Annotated in this window: 10 protein-coding genes; 5 read left to right on the top strand and 5 right to left on the bottom strand. The window is 35.5% G+C overall.

What is annotated here, in order from left to right:
• Positions 1 to 836 precede the first annotated feature (836 nt).
• Both DFQ03_RS01520 and DFQ03_RS01515 read right to left on the bottom strand, forming a co-directional pair.
• Positions 837 to 3014: a PorP/SprF family type IX secretion system membrane protein gene (locus DFQ03_RS01520; protein ID WP_133671271.1), complete on the bottom strand. Its 2178-nt coding sequence runs from the start codon at positions 3012 to 3014 to the stop codon at positions 837 to 839.
• Between the two features lie 7 nt (positions 3015 to 3021).
• Positions 3022 to 5268, bottom strand: a complete 2247-nt coding sequence (locus DFQ03_RS01515) for a T9SS type B sorting domain-containing protein (RefSeq protein ID WP_243834389.1) — start codon at positions 5266 to 5268, stop codon at positions 3022 to 3024.
• Positions 5269 to 5493: 225 nt separating this feature from the next.
• Between DFQ03_RS01515 and DFQ03_RS01510 the strand changes: the two genes are divergently transcribed.
• Positions 5494 to 7170 carry a glutamine--tRNA ligase/YqeY domain fusion protein gene (locus tag DFQ03_RS01510; protein ID WP_133671270.1) on the top strand — a complete coding sequence of 559 codons (1677 nt, stop codon included), beginning with the start codon at positions 5494 to 5496 and terminating at the stop codon, positions 7168 to 7170.
• 275 nt (positions 7171 to 7445) lie between these two features.
• On the opposite strand, the gene DFQ03_RS01505 is transcribed toward DFQ03_RS01510, so the two are convergent.
• Entirely contained in the window at positions 7446 to 8378 is a 933-nt protein-coding gene (locus DFQ03_RS01505) for an SPFH domain-containing protein (RefSeq protein WP_133671269.1), read from the bottom strand.
• Between the two features lie 216 nt (positions 8379 to 8594).
• On the opposite strand from DFQ03_RS01505, the gene DFQ03_RS01500 reads away from it, so the two are divergent.
• Positions 8595 to 8957, top strand: coding sequence for a bleomycin resistance protein (locus DFQ03_RS01500; protein ID WP_133671268.1), 363 nt, complete (start codon positions 8595 to 8597; stop codon positions 8955 to 8957).
• A gap of 64 nt (positions 8958 to 9021) precedes the next feature.
• On the opposite strand, the gene katG is transcribed toward DFQ03_RS01500, so the two are convergent.
• A complete protein-coding gene (gene katG / locus DFQ03_RS01495; protein ID WP_133671267.1) occupies positions 9022 to 11265 on the bottom strand; it encodes a catalase/peroxidase HPI in 2244 nt (747 codons plus the stop codon).
• A 358-nt stretch (positions 11266 to 11623) separates the two neighbouring features.
• On the opposite strand from katG, the gene DFQ03_RS01490 reads away from it, so the two are divergent.
• The 3 genes from DFQ03_RS01490 (at position 11624) to DFQ03_RS01480 (ending at position 13724) form a co-directional block, all read left to right on the top strand.
• The gene (locus tag DFQ03_RS01490) at positions 11624 to 12190 is read left to right on the top strand and encodes a PepSY domain-containing protein (RefSeq protein WP_133671266.1); all 567 of its coding nucleotides are present in this window, start codon (positions 11624 to 11626) and stop codon (positions 12188 to 12190) included.
• 54 nt (positions 12191 to 12244) lie between these two features.
• Positions 12245 to 13216, top strand: a complete 972-nt coding sequence (rlmF, locus tag DFQ03_RS01485) for a 23S rRNA (adenine(1618)-N(6))-methyltransferase RlmF (RefSeq protein ID WP_133671265.1) — start codon at positions 12245 to 12247, stop codon at positions 13214 to 13216.
• A 112-nt stretch (positions 13217 to 13328) separates the two neighbouring features.
• On the top strand, positions 13329 to 13724 hold the full coding sequence (locus DFQ03_RS01480) for an ACT domain-containing protein (RefSeq protein WP_133671264.1): 396 nt from the start codon (positions 13329 to 13331) through the stop codon (positions 13722 to 13724).
• Between the two features lie 30 nt (positions 13725 to 13754).
• Here the strand turns inward: DFQ03_RS01480 and gltX are convergent, their stop codons facing one another.
• Entirely contained in the window at positions 13755 to 15263 is a 1509-nt protein-coding gene (gene gltX, locus DFQ03_RS01475) for a glutamate--tRNA ligase (protein WP_133671263.1), read from the bottom strand.
• Positions 15264 to 15341: the final 78 nt, after the last annotated feature.

Below are 15341 nucleotides of genomic sequence, written 5' to 3'. Positions count from 1 at the left end.
TTACACAACTGTTTTCTGAACATAAAATTGGATAAAAAAAACTTCACTTGTAAGTATCAAATAATAAACTATAAAAATAAGTGATACTGTAATTAAAGATTTGGGTTAAATGAAATTAAGAATCCATAACCAACCCATAAATTATAGTTTTGAATATTCTTAATCTTCAAAATCAAGATACGAATTACACTTTCATTCGCTCAATACGAATGAAAGGAATATTAATAGCACTTCTTATAAAATTCAAAGTAAAGCTGTATCTGAAGTGTTGAAAAAGAAAAAATTAATCCACACATGAAAGAATGACAAAGTAAAAATCACTATCCAGCGGTTTGCATTCGAAATGACTTCTACCAAATAATTAAAAGTGCTTTTTTTACCAATGTAAATTTACACCTTATAAATTCAAATTATGATTGATTTTAAAGGCGAACATCTTGTTACACAATCAAAAAATAATTAAAAAGATTACCGTTTAAAAATCATATTTGAAAAAGACATATTGCCTTTATAAATTTCTAATTTGATTCCACTTCGTTTGATAAAAATTAGATGGAATTGATTACACTTATAAGTTTAAATTCAAGCACTTTTCAAGAAATAAGAATTGAAAAAAGAGTGATCAAAAGTTAGAATATTATCCCTTGAAAAATTTTTAAATTATTTAAAATACCAAGTTGTATTTTAATTTTGGCATTTTACCAAAACTTTTCTACTTATTAGATCATATGAAAATACATGGATAGATTTAAAAGAAACAATAAAATATAATGATTGGTTTATAGTTCCTGCATGTAATTGATGAAGTCCGAAACCTTTGCAAACATAAAGCCGTGTTACACGAGCAGTTCATGATTGACCCTCATAATCCACATCTTCTCATCATAGGCGTCGTTTAGCTTAGAGTAATAAGATATCAAAGCATTGGTCCAAGAGTCGTGTTTTTTAAGGTAAACGTATCTATAATTGTTCTTAGGGTTGATGAAGTAACTCGCACTTAATCCGAATGAATTTAAAAGCGATACAAACTTATTCGCATTAGTAGGGTTCGCAAATACATTTGCAATAAGGTAATACCCAGAACCGGCACCCTCAATAACATAAGACTTAGAATCAGCTTCTCTAGCATCTACATTATCTCTTACGACCTCATTAGAAGTAAGAACATTAGAATCGTACTTCGAAGATTTTTCTTTGATCTTGTTTACATTGCTAGCGTAAGCCTCATTAGTGTATCTATTATCTACATTCATGATCCACATGGCACCATCATATGTACCGTTCAGTTTAGAATCGTGTGCAGCAACAGCATCTTCAAATGTTTCATAACGTTGAAGGTAAACATACTTTAAACCTGTATTCGGATTATCAATATAATCAGCATTAATACCTTTAGCATTTAAGTCATCAAGAAAATTGTTCATATACTGACCACCTTTGTATACATTGGCAACTACATAGTAGCCGTCCGTAACATCTGGTAAGTTTTTAAATCTACCAACCTTAACACCATCTTGAGCCGCTTCTTTAGTAGCATTCAATTTTGTTCTTGTTGTATTTCGCGGTCTATTGGCAACGACAGCATCTTTTGGCTGTACTTGTTCATTAAATCTGTTATCATCAGAAGAATTAGTATCTGTATTTGTTTCTGCAACTTCTTGCCTCTTTGCAACAGGGTCTTTTCTTTCGTTTGTTAACACTGCTACCCTATCCTGTTGTGTTTGACTAGCAGGTTGATTACTTGCAACTGCCTCACCTGAATTACTCGGATTGTAATTAGAAGCCACTTCAGTGTTGTTATTCTCATCAAGGAAAAGCTCTTTAGCTTTATTCTCTAAGTCTGGTCTTTCTCCGTTTGTTTCATTACGAACCATACGCATTACCATAGCAAAACGTCTTTCTAAATCAGATTGACGAATAGCTTCTAATGAGTCTTGACGAAACATTAGTTCTTCGATGATGGCATCGTTTTCTGCCAATTTCATCTTCAACTCCTCTATTTCCTCATTGGTTGCAATATTTTCAGGCTCCTCATCATTCTGTACTAAATCATCTTCAAAGTCATCTTCTAACATAACCCTATCTTCGGTAAGATTCGGAGAGAATGAGTAAGCAAATGATATCTCATGCGTAACTCCGAAATTATCAAAGTTGTTAGACAATCCTTTTTCCATAGTATAGCCTAAAGAAATTCTTTGGTTAAGGTTAAAACCAACACCTGCAGCTGCGCCATAAAAACTATCATATCCACCCTGTATCCATCCTAATTTTGGAAGGTCAAGAATTAAACTACCACCAAGGGTAACATCTTCTTCGCCTACTTTTCTAACTCTTGCCAAAGGCATTAACCGACCTTGTTCAAAAATACCATCTTGCTTTTCAAACTGATGGGTATATTGTAGGTGACCAGAATAGGTTTTGTCTTTAAATTCAGTTACCGATTCGCTTGTCTTTAAGTTGTAATCAAAAAGGTTTTCCGCAAAAACACCAACATCGAACTTACCGTACGAAAGGTTAAAACCAGGCTGAAATGATAATAGGTTCTGATCTTGCAATCCGGCTAGAAAAGGATCCTCTTCTACAGTAGATGCTCTACCGTTATCAAACCCACTCTGGTAGTAAGAAACGTTTGCACCAAAAGTAAAGTTACTCTTGTCGTTCAGTTTAATACCGTAGGCATAATTTGCCAGAACACCAAAATTGCTTAAGATACCTTCTCTTTGAGAATATAGACTAAGACCTAATCCTGTTTTATCATTAATACGTCCACTATAGCTTAAGAAATAGTTTTGATTGTTATCATCAAATTGTACCGATTGGTTTCGGTGTAATAAATTAATATAAGACTTGTCTTCCCTAACCGTTGAAAACGTTGGGTTGATTAAGAATCGGTTATACTTCAAAAGGTTCTGGGCAGGAACATCGTATGATACAAACGGATTTTCCTCTTGCCCGCTAACCTTCATGATAGCTAACACAAATAACAATAGATATAAAACACTTTTCTTTAGCATGGTGAGCTTAACGTATTACTGTGATCGTACCTTGTTTAAGTACTTCACTGGCATTTCTAATTTTATAATAGAATACCATGTTTTGTTTGGTGAACGCAGTAGTTGACTGCGGCCAGTTATTTTTATAATCGAATTCGTTTACAATTTCTTGACCCTGTTCATTGTAGATAATTACATTAACATCGGCTTTATTAGAATAAGAGTTTGGTATAATCCATTGATCATTAATACCATCTCCATTCACGGTAATTACATTAGGCACTTTAAAGGTGTCTAAATAGGTAACTTCTATCTGTCTAACAATCTCACAATTATCTATAGAAGCTATAAGGGTATAACTACCGGCTTCGGTAAAGTTTACACTATCAGAGTTGCTTACTTCTACCGCATTGGCATCTAACCATCTGTAGCCTGTACCTCCACTTGCTGTTACCAATCTAGTAGTACCTTCTGGCATTACTATTTCTGTACCCTGATCAAGTGTAATCAAGTTTTCATCTAATGGTGTTACCACAATCTCGTTAGAGATTAAAGAACAACCATCTCTATCTATCGCCAAGGTATAGGTACCTGCAGTAGAAACCGTCAATACAGCATCCGTAGTATTTATAGATGCACCGTCTAGTTGCCATTGATATGAAGCAGAATTCAAGTCGGTGGTTGTACTCAATGTAATGGTTTCGCCGCCGCTACAGAAGACAGTTCCAGAGCTTGTAATACTTACCGTTTCGTTAGTCAATAATTGAACCGGTAACAAATTAGAATCTATATCAAAACTACCAACGGTCGCATTTAAATCGTAATCACCATTTTCAGCATTTGAAGCCAAACTAATACTGTTGCTAGTTGCACCGGCTATTGCTGCACCATCTTTACTCCATTCATAGGTAAATCCATCAAGTAAAGCACTAGTAACATCTGTTTTAGTACCATCTGCAGCAACTGCGTTTATAAGCTCAACACCCAAAGTAGTGCTTGTGGTTTCACAAGATGTATACGCTTCGGTATAATTTATGGTCATTTCGAAAGAAGCAGGAGAAACCACTGTAGTTACTTGAGAGTTTTTAGAAGACACCGAACAAGCACCGCCTGTTTGTGTAACCTCTGCAAAATACTCGCCATCTTCAGTAATTGTAAGTGTACTATTTGTTTCACCTGGAATTTCAACAGCATTTCTAAACCATTTATAACTTGGCGTAATCGCTGTTGTACTCACTGATAATACTTCGCTTTGAGTAGGTAATAAAACCATATTGATTTCATTCACTACCGAAACTGTATATAATTCTGCATTGGTAATAGATACCACTGCTGATCTTTCATTACAGATACCTGTTCCAGAAATCTCTACTGCATAGTCTCCTTCGAAACCTGCACTTGCAGCATTTACGTTATATGTGGTTGCTGTTGCACCAACAATCTCGACATCATCTTTAAACCACTGATAGCTCCATGAAGCATCGGTTTGATCAATACTTAACAATTCTGTATCGGTACTACATAAAGAGGTTTTGCTTGGGGCGGTAACTGCAATACCAGTTCCTGAACCACCAATAGTAACATCTACAATATTAGAATCTGTGTTACCAGAACCTGTACATCTTGGTCCGTAATTAATATATACGTTGTACATACCCGATTGCGTTACGTTTAATGTATGCCCAGTTTCGCTTGTTAATTCTGTTCCACTACGAAACCAAATATACTGATAGGTTTCTGGGTTGGCAATATTATCAACTTGCAACGTGATAGCACCAGTACTACAAACGGTACCCGGTGGCACTCCGTCACCCAATTCACTAATATTAAGATTAGAAGTCACATCCATATAATACATATTGAATGCCTCAGATTCGCTACCCACTTTTACAGGATCTGTACTTCTAACCCTCATCTTATACCCTTCGCCACGAGTATCGGTAGGTATTGCGAAACTAGTATCAAAATCTTTAACGGCATTTTGATCGGTAATCGTTTGCAATGTTTGAGGATTTGAAAAGCTACCACTGGCATCAGACAATTCGAGAATAAACTCATTGCCTGCATTGGCGGTACCTATCCAAGTGATGTTGACAAAATATTCGTTGAATCCACCATTTCCTGCACATACGGCAGACCACGGAGTACTTCCTGACAGATTTGGATTGTCTGCAGGTTCTGGAGCGTTAATTACTATTGCTTGCGCAGATAATTGAAAAGCGCAAAATAGCATGGATAGTGCTGTAAATACGGTAAGTTTGTTCAAAGTTTTCATAAGTATTTGTAGTTTTGGGGGCCACTACGGTTGAAAAGTTCGTTAATAAGTTTTTTACATTCCGAACATTTCTTAGACAAATATGTTATTTAATACGATGAATGGGAATTTTATGTTGTCGGAAGGAAGATTTCTGTTGTGAAACTCCTTTTATCTAATGTGTATCTTTTTTAAACCTGCCAATTAAGGCAATTTTGCTACTTTTGTACCCTGAAAAATAATGACATGAGCGAGACATCAAAGTCTTTGAATTTTATTGAACAAATTGTTGAAGAGGACTTGGTAAATGGTTATACCAAAGACGAATTACGTTTTCGTTTTCCTCCAGAGCCTAATGGTTACCTACATATTGGGCATGCAAGTTCTATTTGCTTAAACTTTGGTTTAGGTCTTAGATACGATGCACCTGTAAATCTGAGGTTTGATGATACCAACCCTGCAAAAGAAGAGCAGGAATTTGTAGATGCCATCAAAAAAGATGTAGAGTGGTTAGGTTTTAAATGGGATACCGAACGGTATGCCTCTGATTATTTCCAACAATTATACGATTGGGCAATTGAATTGATTAAAAAGGGCAAAGCTTATGTAGATAATCAGTCTTCGGAAGACATGGCCATCCAAAAAGGCACACCTACAGAACCAGGAACGGATAGTCCGAATAGGAATAGATCTATCGAAGAGAATTTAGAGCTCTTCGAAAAAATGAAAAATGGAGACTTTAAAGAAGGAACTCATGTATTAAGAGCCAAAATAGATATGGCTTCCTCTAATATGTTAATGAGAGATCCAATAATGTACCGAATTCTTCATAAAGCACACCACAGAACAAATACCGATTGGTGTATTTATCCGATGTATGATTGGACACATGGTGAAAGTGATTATATAGAACAAGTATCACATTCATTCTGTACGTTAGAATTCGCAATGCACAGAGAATTATATAATTGGTTCTTAGATCAAGTATATGATCCTAAAAAAGTGCGTCCGAAACAACGTGAGTTTGCTCGTCGTAACCTAAGCCATACCGTAGTTAGTAAGCGAAAACTGGCGCAATTAGTTGAACAAGGAGTTGTAAATGGTTGGGATGATCCAAGAATGCCTACAATATCAGGATTACGAAGAAGAGGATATACTCCAGATTCTATCCGCAATTTCGTAGATACCATAGGTATAGCGAAAAGAGACAACCTTATTGATGTTTCTTTGCTGGAATTCAACATCAGAGAAGATCTAAACAAAACAACTCATAGAGTTATGGGTGTTTTGAATCCGTTGAAATTGGTAATTACAAATTATCCCGAAGGAGAAACGGAATGGTTAGAAGCAGAAAATTCTCCGGAAGATGAAAATGCTGGTACACGACAAGTGCCATTTTCAAGAGAGTTATATATAGAACAAGAAGATTTTAGAGAGGCGGCAAATAAGAAATTCTTCCGTTTAAAACTTGGTCATGAGGTACGACTTAAAAACGGATACATTATTAAAGCGGAAAGCTGTACTAAAGATACCGATGGGAATATAACAGAGGTACAATGTACTTACGACCCAAAAAGTAAAAGTGGTAGCGGTACCGAAGAAAGCTTGCGTAAAGTAAAAGGAACATTGCACTGGGTATCTATCGAGCATGCTGTTAAAACAGAAATAAGGTTATACGATCGTCTTTTTACAGATGAAAGTCCGGATACACATAAGGACAAAGATTTCATGGATTTTATAAATCCTGATTCTTTAACCGTTATTACAGGTTATGTGGAACCAGCTTTAAAGGATGCTAAACCAGGTGATCGTTTTCAGTTTCAACGCATCGGATATTTTTGTGTTGATCCAGATACCACTGCCGATAATTTAGTATTTAATAGAACTGTTGGTTTACGCGATTCTTGGGCCAAAATCAAATAAATTAGAAGTATAAGATTCGCTTATTGTATTCAATAAAATATATTTAAAATTCTTATTAAAAAACGCCTGTAGACAAGCTGTCTACAGGCGTTTTCGTTTTTATAGACCTTATTGGTATTATAACCTGCGGGAAACGCTCTAAAAGTCCTTGATATTAAATAATCTTAATATGATTGCTCTTAACTTTAAATTGATTGGCTTCTAAACCCAAAGGAAACAAAAAACCCAGAAGCTTTTAGTTTCTGGGTTTGAAATTCTCATTAAAATAATTAAGCCTATTTATCTTTTGGCTTAGGCTTGTTGGTTTGTTTCATACTTTCACCAATCATGTTACTTGCCGTAAAACTAGCAACCATATTATTTAGCATGTCACTACCAGCTTGTGGCGAGTTAGGTAACAATATCAGATTGGTATTCGTTTCTTCACCTATACTTTGTAGCGTATCATAATGTTGTGTTACTACAATTAGGGCAGAGGCTTCTTGAGAATTAATACCTACTTTATTTAATACCTCAACAGACTCTTCTAGACCTCTAGCGATTTCTCTTCTCTGATCCGCAATACCTTGACCTTGTAATCTTTTACTTTCTGCCTCGGCTTTTGCTTTTTCAACAATTAAGATACGGGCTGCATCACCTTCAAACTGCGCAGCAGTTTTTTGACGTTCAGAAGCATTAATACGGTTCATAGCTTCTTTTACCTGAGCATCTGGATCAATATCTGTTACCAAGGTCTTAATGATGTCAAAACCATAATCTAACATTGCCTCTTGTAATTCTGACTTTACAGCAATTGCAATATCATCCTTCTTTACAAAGACATCATCTAATTTCATCTTAGGTACTTCGGCACGTACAACATCAAATACATAAGAAGTAATCTGCTCATGCGGATATTCCAATTTGTAATAAGCATCATATACCTTTTCCTTAATTACAACATATTGAACGGACACCTTAAGTTTAACAAATACATCGTCGAGCGTTTTTGTTTCTATAATAACATCTAATTGTTGAATTTTCAAACCTATTCTTGCGGCTATTCGTTGTACAAAAGGAATTTTAAACTGAATACCAGATTGTCTTACACTAGTAAATTTTCCGAAAGTTTCTATTAAAACAGCTGTTTGTTGTTTTACAATAAATACACCCGATAGGATAGTGGCAATCACTAAAAACGCAATCGGAATCCAAATAAATGAGCCCATGATTTTTTATTTTAAAGTTAATGTTGGAAGATACTAAAAGCCTTCAAACAATTAGTAACCTTTATTTCATATTTGTTACAGAATAGCACCTATAAATACTTATTCTGTAATTTATTTGGTAATTACCTTTTCCGTTTAACCTTTACAAATGATTTTCTAACACTCATAACTCTGGTTTCGATTGATTAATTTAGTCCTAATCTTAAAACGCAAACTATGCTTTTATCAATAAATCCGAAATTACCGATGCGAAACAGGAATAAAACTATGGACTATTATATTTCTTCTCTCGGGTTTAAAAAAGTGGGGACTATTGATTATCCTGACTATTTAATGATAGAAAAAGATGGCATTGAAATACATTTCTTTTTATTCGAAACCCTAGATCCAAAAGAAAATTATGGGCAAGTATATATTCGAACTAATGAAATAGAGGTGTTATACCAATCGTTATTAAACAATAAAGTTCCTATTCATCCAAACGGAATATTAGAGGCGAAGCCTTGGGGGCAAAAGGAGTTCGCTCTTTTAGACCCTGACAGTAACTTACTAACGTTTGGAGCGTCATTAAACAAATGACAAGTGTTTAAAAAAAGAAGGCAGCTCAAATGAGCTGCCTTTTTCAATATATCAATGGTATATGTTAGATATCAAAACGATCTAAATTCATCACCTTCGTCCATGTTCTGCTAAAATCGCGAACAAATTTTTGTTTCGCATCTTCTGTTCCATAAACTTCGGCCAAAGCACGTAATTCAGAATTAGAGCCGAAAATTAAATCAGCTCTTGTTCCTGTCCACTTAACAGCACCTGTTTTGCGGTCACTTCCTTCAAACAAAGTATCATCATTAGAATTAGCTTTCCAAGTGGTACCCATATCTAAAAGATTAATAAAGAAATCGTTCGTAAGCATACCTGGCTTATCGGTAAACACTCCGTTGTTAGAACCATCGTAATTAGCGCCTAATACACGAAGTCCACCAACAAGAACAGTCATTTCTGGAGCAGTCAAGGTTAACAGGTTTGCTCTATCAATCAATAATTCTTCGGGTTGAATAGAAAGTTTTTGCTTAGTGTAATTTCTAAAGCCGTCTGCAATTGGCTCTAGTGCATCAAAAGCTTCGATATCCGTTTTCTCTTGCGTAGCATCGGTACGACCTGCATTAAATGTAACAATAGTATCAAAACCAGCTAATTTAGCAGCGTTCTCCACAGCGGCAGAACCAGCAAGTACAACTAGATCGGCAAAAGAAACTTTTTTATTACCAGATTGGCTATCGTTAAAGTCTTTTTGAATTTTCTCTAAAGTAGCAGTTACTTTGGCCAATTGACTAGGGTTGTTAACTTTCCAATCTTTTTGAGGTGCTAAACGCACACGACCACCATTGGCACCGCCACGTTTATCTGAACCTCTAAAAGTAGAGGCAGATGCCCAAGCTGTTGAAACCAGTTCTGCAGTTGAAAGACCCGAAGACAAAATAGTATTTTTCAAACCTGCGATATCAGCATCATTTATCAATTCAAAATCAACTGCTGGTACTGGATCTTGCCAAAGCAATTCTTCTTTTGGCACTTCAGGACCTAAATAACGATCTACAGGCCCCATATCCCGGTGCGTTAATTTATACCAAGCTCTTGAATAGGCATCTTTAAACTCATCTGGATTTTCTAAAAAGTTTCTTGAAATTTTTTCGTAAGCTGGGTCTATACGTAAAGATAAATCGGTCACCAACATAAAAGGCTGGTGCGTTTTACCCGGTATATGGGCATCTGGCATTTCACCTGCACCTGCATCGCCTACTGGCTTATATTGCCAAGCTCCGGCAGGACTCTTTGTTAATTCCCATTCGAAACCGAATAAATTTTCAAAGTAATAATGACTCCACTTTGTAGGTGTTTGTGTCCAAGCACCTTCTATTCCACTTGTTATAGTATCAGCACCAGAACCAGTACCAAAACTATTCTTCCATCCCAAACCTTGTTCCGTAATATCGGCAGCTGCAGGTTCAGCACTAACATAATCGTCAGGGTTAGCAGCTCCGTGTGTTTTACCAAATGTATGACCACCTGCGATCAACGCAACGGTTTCATAATCATCCATCGCCATTCTTTTGAAGGTCTGCCTTATATAGTGAGCAGCTTCTAATGGATCTGGGTTAGCGTTATGCCCTTCTGGGTTTACATAGATTAATCCCATGTGCGCAGCACCTAAAGGATTTTCTAATTCATTACCATCTTCATCGTAACGTTGTTTATTACCTAACCATTCTGTTTCAGAACCCCAATAAATATCTTCTTCTGGCTGCCATATGTCTTCACGACCACCTGCAAAACCGAACATTGGTAATCCCATACTTTCATGAGCAACATTACCGGTCAAAATCATTAAATCGGCCCAAGAAATCTTTTTACCATATTTCTGCTTTATAGGCCATAATAATAACCTTGCCTTATCTAAATTGGCATTATCTGGCCAACTGTTTAACGGAGCGAAACGTTGGTTTCCAGCACTTGCACCACCTCTACCGTCAGATATACGATATGTACCGGCACTATGCCATGCCATACGTATAAAAAATGGTCCGTAATGACCATAATCTGCAGGCCACCAGTCTTGACTGGTTGTCATTAGCTCGGTTAAATCTTTTTTAATAGCAGCTAAATCCAAAGATTTAAACTCTTCGGTATAATTAAAATCGTCATCCATTGGGTCTGCCATTTTAGAATGCAATCTTAAGATGTTTAGATTCAACATATTTGGCCACCAGTCTCTATTCGTTGTTCCACCGCCAGCTGCTTGGTGCATTTCACCATTTAAAAATGGACAATTTGCAGCATCAGAATTATTAATATCCCATGCTTCCCCTTTTCCGTTAGTACTACTCATGATTATATAGATTTTAAGTTGTTTTTAATTCTCAATTGTAAAACTATTCATATTCTGTTTATGATAAATCAGATTTTAATAGATAAATCTTATGATATAATTTTTTCACTGACACATTACTTTTTAAATCACATGTCAATAGGCACTTAAATATACGGAATTTGAATCTTATCAATCCGCTTTTAAGTAAAGAAAAGCTTAGCAAAACATTACTAACCAAAACTTTATAAAAAACAAGGTTTTTGAAACCATGTTATAGTGTTTTGAAATATATGCTATATAGATTCTCTTTTAACACTTTACGTATTAATGAGCCTGGTTAATCTAACTATATTGCACAGCTATATTACAGTTATTTATGGCGAACCAAACAAAAAGACAAAGTCAAGCCAAATGGTTACGGATTTTTCGAAAAATTCATAGAGCTACAGGTGCGGCATTATTTATTTTCTTCTTCATTATCTCTATAACCGGACTACTTTTGGGTTGGAAAAAACATAGTGATGGAGTAATTTTATCAAAATCATATGAGGGCACTTCAACCGTTTTAAAACATTGGTTACCTATTGATAGTTTACACACTCTCGCCAATACTTACCTTTTACAAACCGTATCTGAAGAATTATCAACAGAAATAGATCGAATTGATATTAGAAAAGAAAAAGGTATGGTCAAATTTGTCTATGTAAATCACCTTTGGGGTTTGCAATTAGATGGGGCAACCGGCAAATTACTTCATGTAGAACGCAGATATTCCGACCTTATAGAACAAATACACGATGGTTCAATTTTAGACGATTATATAGGCACTAGTAATAAGCAAATTAAAGTAATCTATACTACTATAATGGGCTTGGCCCTTCTACTTTTTACGATTACCGGCTTTTGGTTGTGGTACGGACCGAAGCGTATGCGAAAAAATTAAACAACTGCTTAAAAATTAAGGTTAGCTTTGGAGTCTTAATAAGGCTCAAAAATTATGGCAGACCAAAAGAAAAAAGAAGGTATAGAAAAACCAACTTTACACCCACGAAACAAACATACCGGTCGTTACGATTTGAAGGCGCTTAAATTGGTAAATACCGATTTAAAGCCGTTTGTAACTAAAAATAAATACGGCAATTTTACAATAGACTTCTTTAATCCGATAGCTGTTAAAGCTCTAAATAAAGCAATTTTAATTTCTCAATATGGCTTAGATTTTTGGGATATACCAGATGGTTTCTTGTGCCCTCCGATACCAGGAAGAGCAGATTATATTCACCACATTGCTGATATCTTGGCAGCCAGTAACGATGGAAATTTGGTTAAAGGCGATAAAATTAAATGCCTGGATATTGGAGTAGGAGCAAATTGTGTATACCCAATAATAGGAAATAGTGCTTACGGATGGTCGTTTATAGGAACCGATATAGACCCAAGGGCAATTGAAGTTGCACAAAAAATTGTGACATCCAATCCTTCGCTTCATGGTAAAGTCGAATTTAGACACCAACCTAAACCAGAACATATATTTTCTGGAATTTTAAATGCTGAAGAAAAGATTGATTTAGCTATTTGTAACCCTCCATTTCACGCTACACAAGCAGAAGCAGAAGCCGGAACACTTAGAAAATTAAGTAATCTAAAGAAAAAAAGGGTCAAGAAACCCGAGCTGAATTTTAGCGGTCAAGGTGGAGAACTATGGACAGACGGGGGTGAAAAACGTTTCGTACTTAATATGATTAATGAAAGTGCTCAATATTCTAAAAATTGTGCCTGGTTTTCAACTTTAGTATCAAAGCAATCTAACCTACGTGCGTTTTATGATAGATTAGAAAAAGTAGGAGTTGTGGAGCACAAAACTACACCAATGGGGCAGGGTAATAAACTAAGTAGAATAATTGCTTGGACATTTTTATCAGCCGCAGAAATGAAAACTTGGGCAGAAGATAGATGGGTAAGCGTATAAAATTTTGCCACGGACCTTTTTTAATCATCAAAGGAGGTATTTTAAGCCGTTCTCTTTGGTAAATTGACCCGAAGGGTCGAAATTTTTTTGAAAATTCAGCAAAAACGCTAAAATGGCAGGAGAAACCGATTTAAATATACTTTTAAGGAGTTTAAAACCTAGTTTGAACAAAGGGAATTATGTTTTTATATCTGTAAAGGATATTCAGCATGTTTCCAGGGACATTATTTTATTCGAGTTCAAAGAAAAAGAAGGTATAACCATAATCTTAGAACAGGCTAAAGCCGATGAATTAAATTTTAAATACGAATTTGTTGCATCTTGGATTACACTTAACGTTCACTCGGCACTAGAAGCTGTTGGATTAACTGCCGCTGTTTCTACTAAATTGACCAAAAACAATATCAGTTGCAATGTGGTTGCGGCGTATTATCATGATCATATTTTTGTTCCTATCAAAGACACCGAAAAGGCAATGGAAATCTTAAGTGAATTTTCAGGAAAATAAAATTATTATTATTTTCCTGAAAACTCTATTTTATCCCAATTTGGTTAAAGCTGTTTCTATTCTAGAAATACTTTCTTCTTTACCGATCATCGCCATAATATCAAAAATATGAGGACCTTTCATATCGCCAACCAAGAATAGACGCAATGGGGGCATCACTTTTCCGAAAGACAATTCTTTTTCGCTAATCCATGCTTTTACAATGGTTTCACTATTTTCAGAAGAAAAATCATCTATGGATTTTAACACAGTAATAAGATCGTTCATGATTGAAGCGGTATCTTCTTTCCATTGTTTTTTGGCTGCTTTCTCATTGTATTCTGCCGGAGCAACAAAGAAGTAATCACTCAAGTCCCAAAAATCTGAAACAAAAACTGCACGTTCTTTTATTAGCGTAACTACTTTGGTCACATACTCTAAATCTAGTTTGTCATCATTAGAAGCATGTCCTTTAACTATTGGTAAGAATAGTTTAGCCAACTCATTATCAGCAGTTTCCTGAAGATAGTGTTGGTTGTACCATTTGGTCTTTTCAGGATCAAATCGCGCTCCAGATTTGTTTACACGGTCTAAACTGAACGTTTCTACCAATTCATCTAAAGAAAACAATTCTTGTTCCGTTCCTGGGTTCCATCCTAATAAAGCCAAGAAATTTATAACTGCTTCAGGAAAATATCCTGATTCTTTATACCCTACAGATTCATTCCAAGAAAGCGGAAAAACCGGAAAGCCCATTTTTTCACCATCACGTTTACTCAACTTTCCTTTTCCTACAGGTTTCATAATCAAAGGTAAATGTGCAAATTCTGGAGAATCCCAACCAAATGCATCATACAATTGTTTGTGTAACGCCATAGAAGGCAACCATTCTTCACCACGAATAACGTGAGTAATTTCCATTAAATGGTCATCAACAATATTTGCCAAATGATATGTTGGCATACCGTCACTTTTAAACAATACCTTATCGTCTAAAACATTAGTGTCTATTTTTATTGAGCCACGTATTAGATCTTGTAGATGTAACGTTTCGTCTGGTGGAGTTAAAAAACGAATTACATAATCATCACCATTATCTAACTTGGCTTTTACCTCTTCTGGCATTAATGAAAGTGAATTATCAAGCTTTAATCTATTGTGCCAATTATAAATAAAGGTTTTGCCTTGTTTTTCATGCTCTTTTCTATGATCATCTAAACTTTCAGAAGTATCAAAAGCATAATATGCCTTACCTTTTTCAACTAACTCATCGGCGTATTTTTTATACAATGATTTTCGCTCGCTCTGTCTATAGGGACCAAAACCACCGTCTTTACCAATACCTTCGTCAAAAGGAATTCCACACCAATTCAAAGAATCAATTATATATTGCTCAGCACCTTCAACATATCTATTCTGGTCGGTATCTTCTATTCTCAGAATAAAATCACCGCCATGTTTTTTGGCAAATAAATAATTAAATAGGGCGGTACGAACACCACCAATATGTAATGGTCCAGTAGGACTAGGGGCAAAACGAACACGAACTTTTTTCGACATAGTATTTTTATAAGGCTACAAAGATACACATCCCTAACTTTTTAATTTAAAAATGCGAAATAGGAATTTTACAAATAA

Origin of the sequence: Maribacter caenipelagi (assembly GCF_004364175.1) — a bacterium.
GTDB lineage: Bacteria > Bacteroidota > Bacteroidia > Flavobacteriales > Flavobacteriaceae > Maribacter > Maribacter caenipelagi.
The sequence above is the reverse complement of the archived record's forward strand: the minus strand, read 5'-3'. Positions and strand labels throughout refer to the sequence as shown.

What these genes read in the sequence shown, in the direction of transcription:
- gltX (WP_133671263.1), bottom strand. Translation starts at nt 15,263, where the DNA reads ATGTCGAAAAAAGTTCGTGTTCGTTTTGCCCCTAGTCCTACTGGACCA.
- DFQ03_RS01505 (WP_133671269.1), bottom strand. Translation starts at nt 8,378, where the DNA reads ATGGGCTCATTTATTTGGATTCCGATTGCGTTTTTAGTGATTGCCACT.
- DFQ03_RS01520 (WP_133671271.1), bottom strand. Translation starts at nt 3,014, where the DNA reads ATGCTAAAGAAAAGTGTTTTATATCTATTGTTATTTGTGTTAGCTATC.
- DFQ03_RS01515 (WP_243834389.1), bottom strand. Translation starts at nt 5,268, where the DNA reads ATGAAAACTTTGAACAAACTTACCGTATTTACAGCACTATCCATGCTA.
- katG (WP_133671267.1), bottom strand. Translation starts at nt 11,265, where the DNA reads ATGAGTAGTACTAACGGAAAAGGGGAAGCATGGGATATTAATAATTCT.
- rlmF (WP_133671265.1), top strand. Translation starts at nt 12,245, where the DNA reads ATGGCAGACCAAAAGAAAAAAGAAGGTATAGAAAAACCAACTTTACAC.
- DFQ03_RS01490 (WP_133671266.1), top strand. Translation starts at nt 11,624, where the DNA reads ATGGCGAACCAAACAAAAAGACAAAGTCAAGCCAAATGGTTACGGATT.
- DFQ03_RS01500 (WP_133671268.1), top strand. Translation starts at nt 8,595, where the DNA reads ATGCTTTTATCAATAAATCCGAAATTACCGATGCGAAACAGGAATAAA.
- DFQ03_RS01510 (WP_133671270.1), top strand. Translation starts at nt 5,494, where the DNA reads ATGAGCGAGACATCAAAGTCTTTGAATTTTATTGAACAAATTGTTGAA.
- DFQ03_RS01480 (WP_133671264.1), top strand. Translation starts at nt 13,329, where the DNA reads ATGGCAGGAGAAACCGATTTAAATATACTTTTAAGGAGTTTAAAACCT.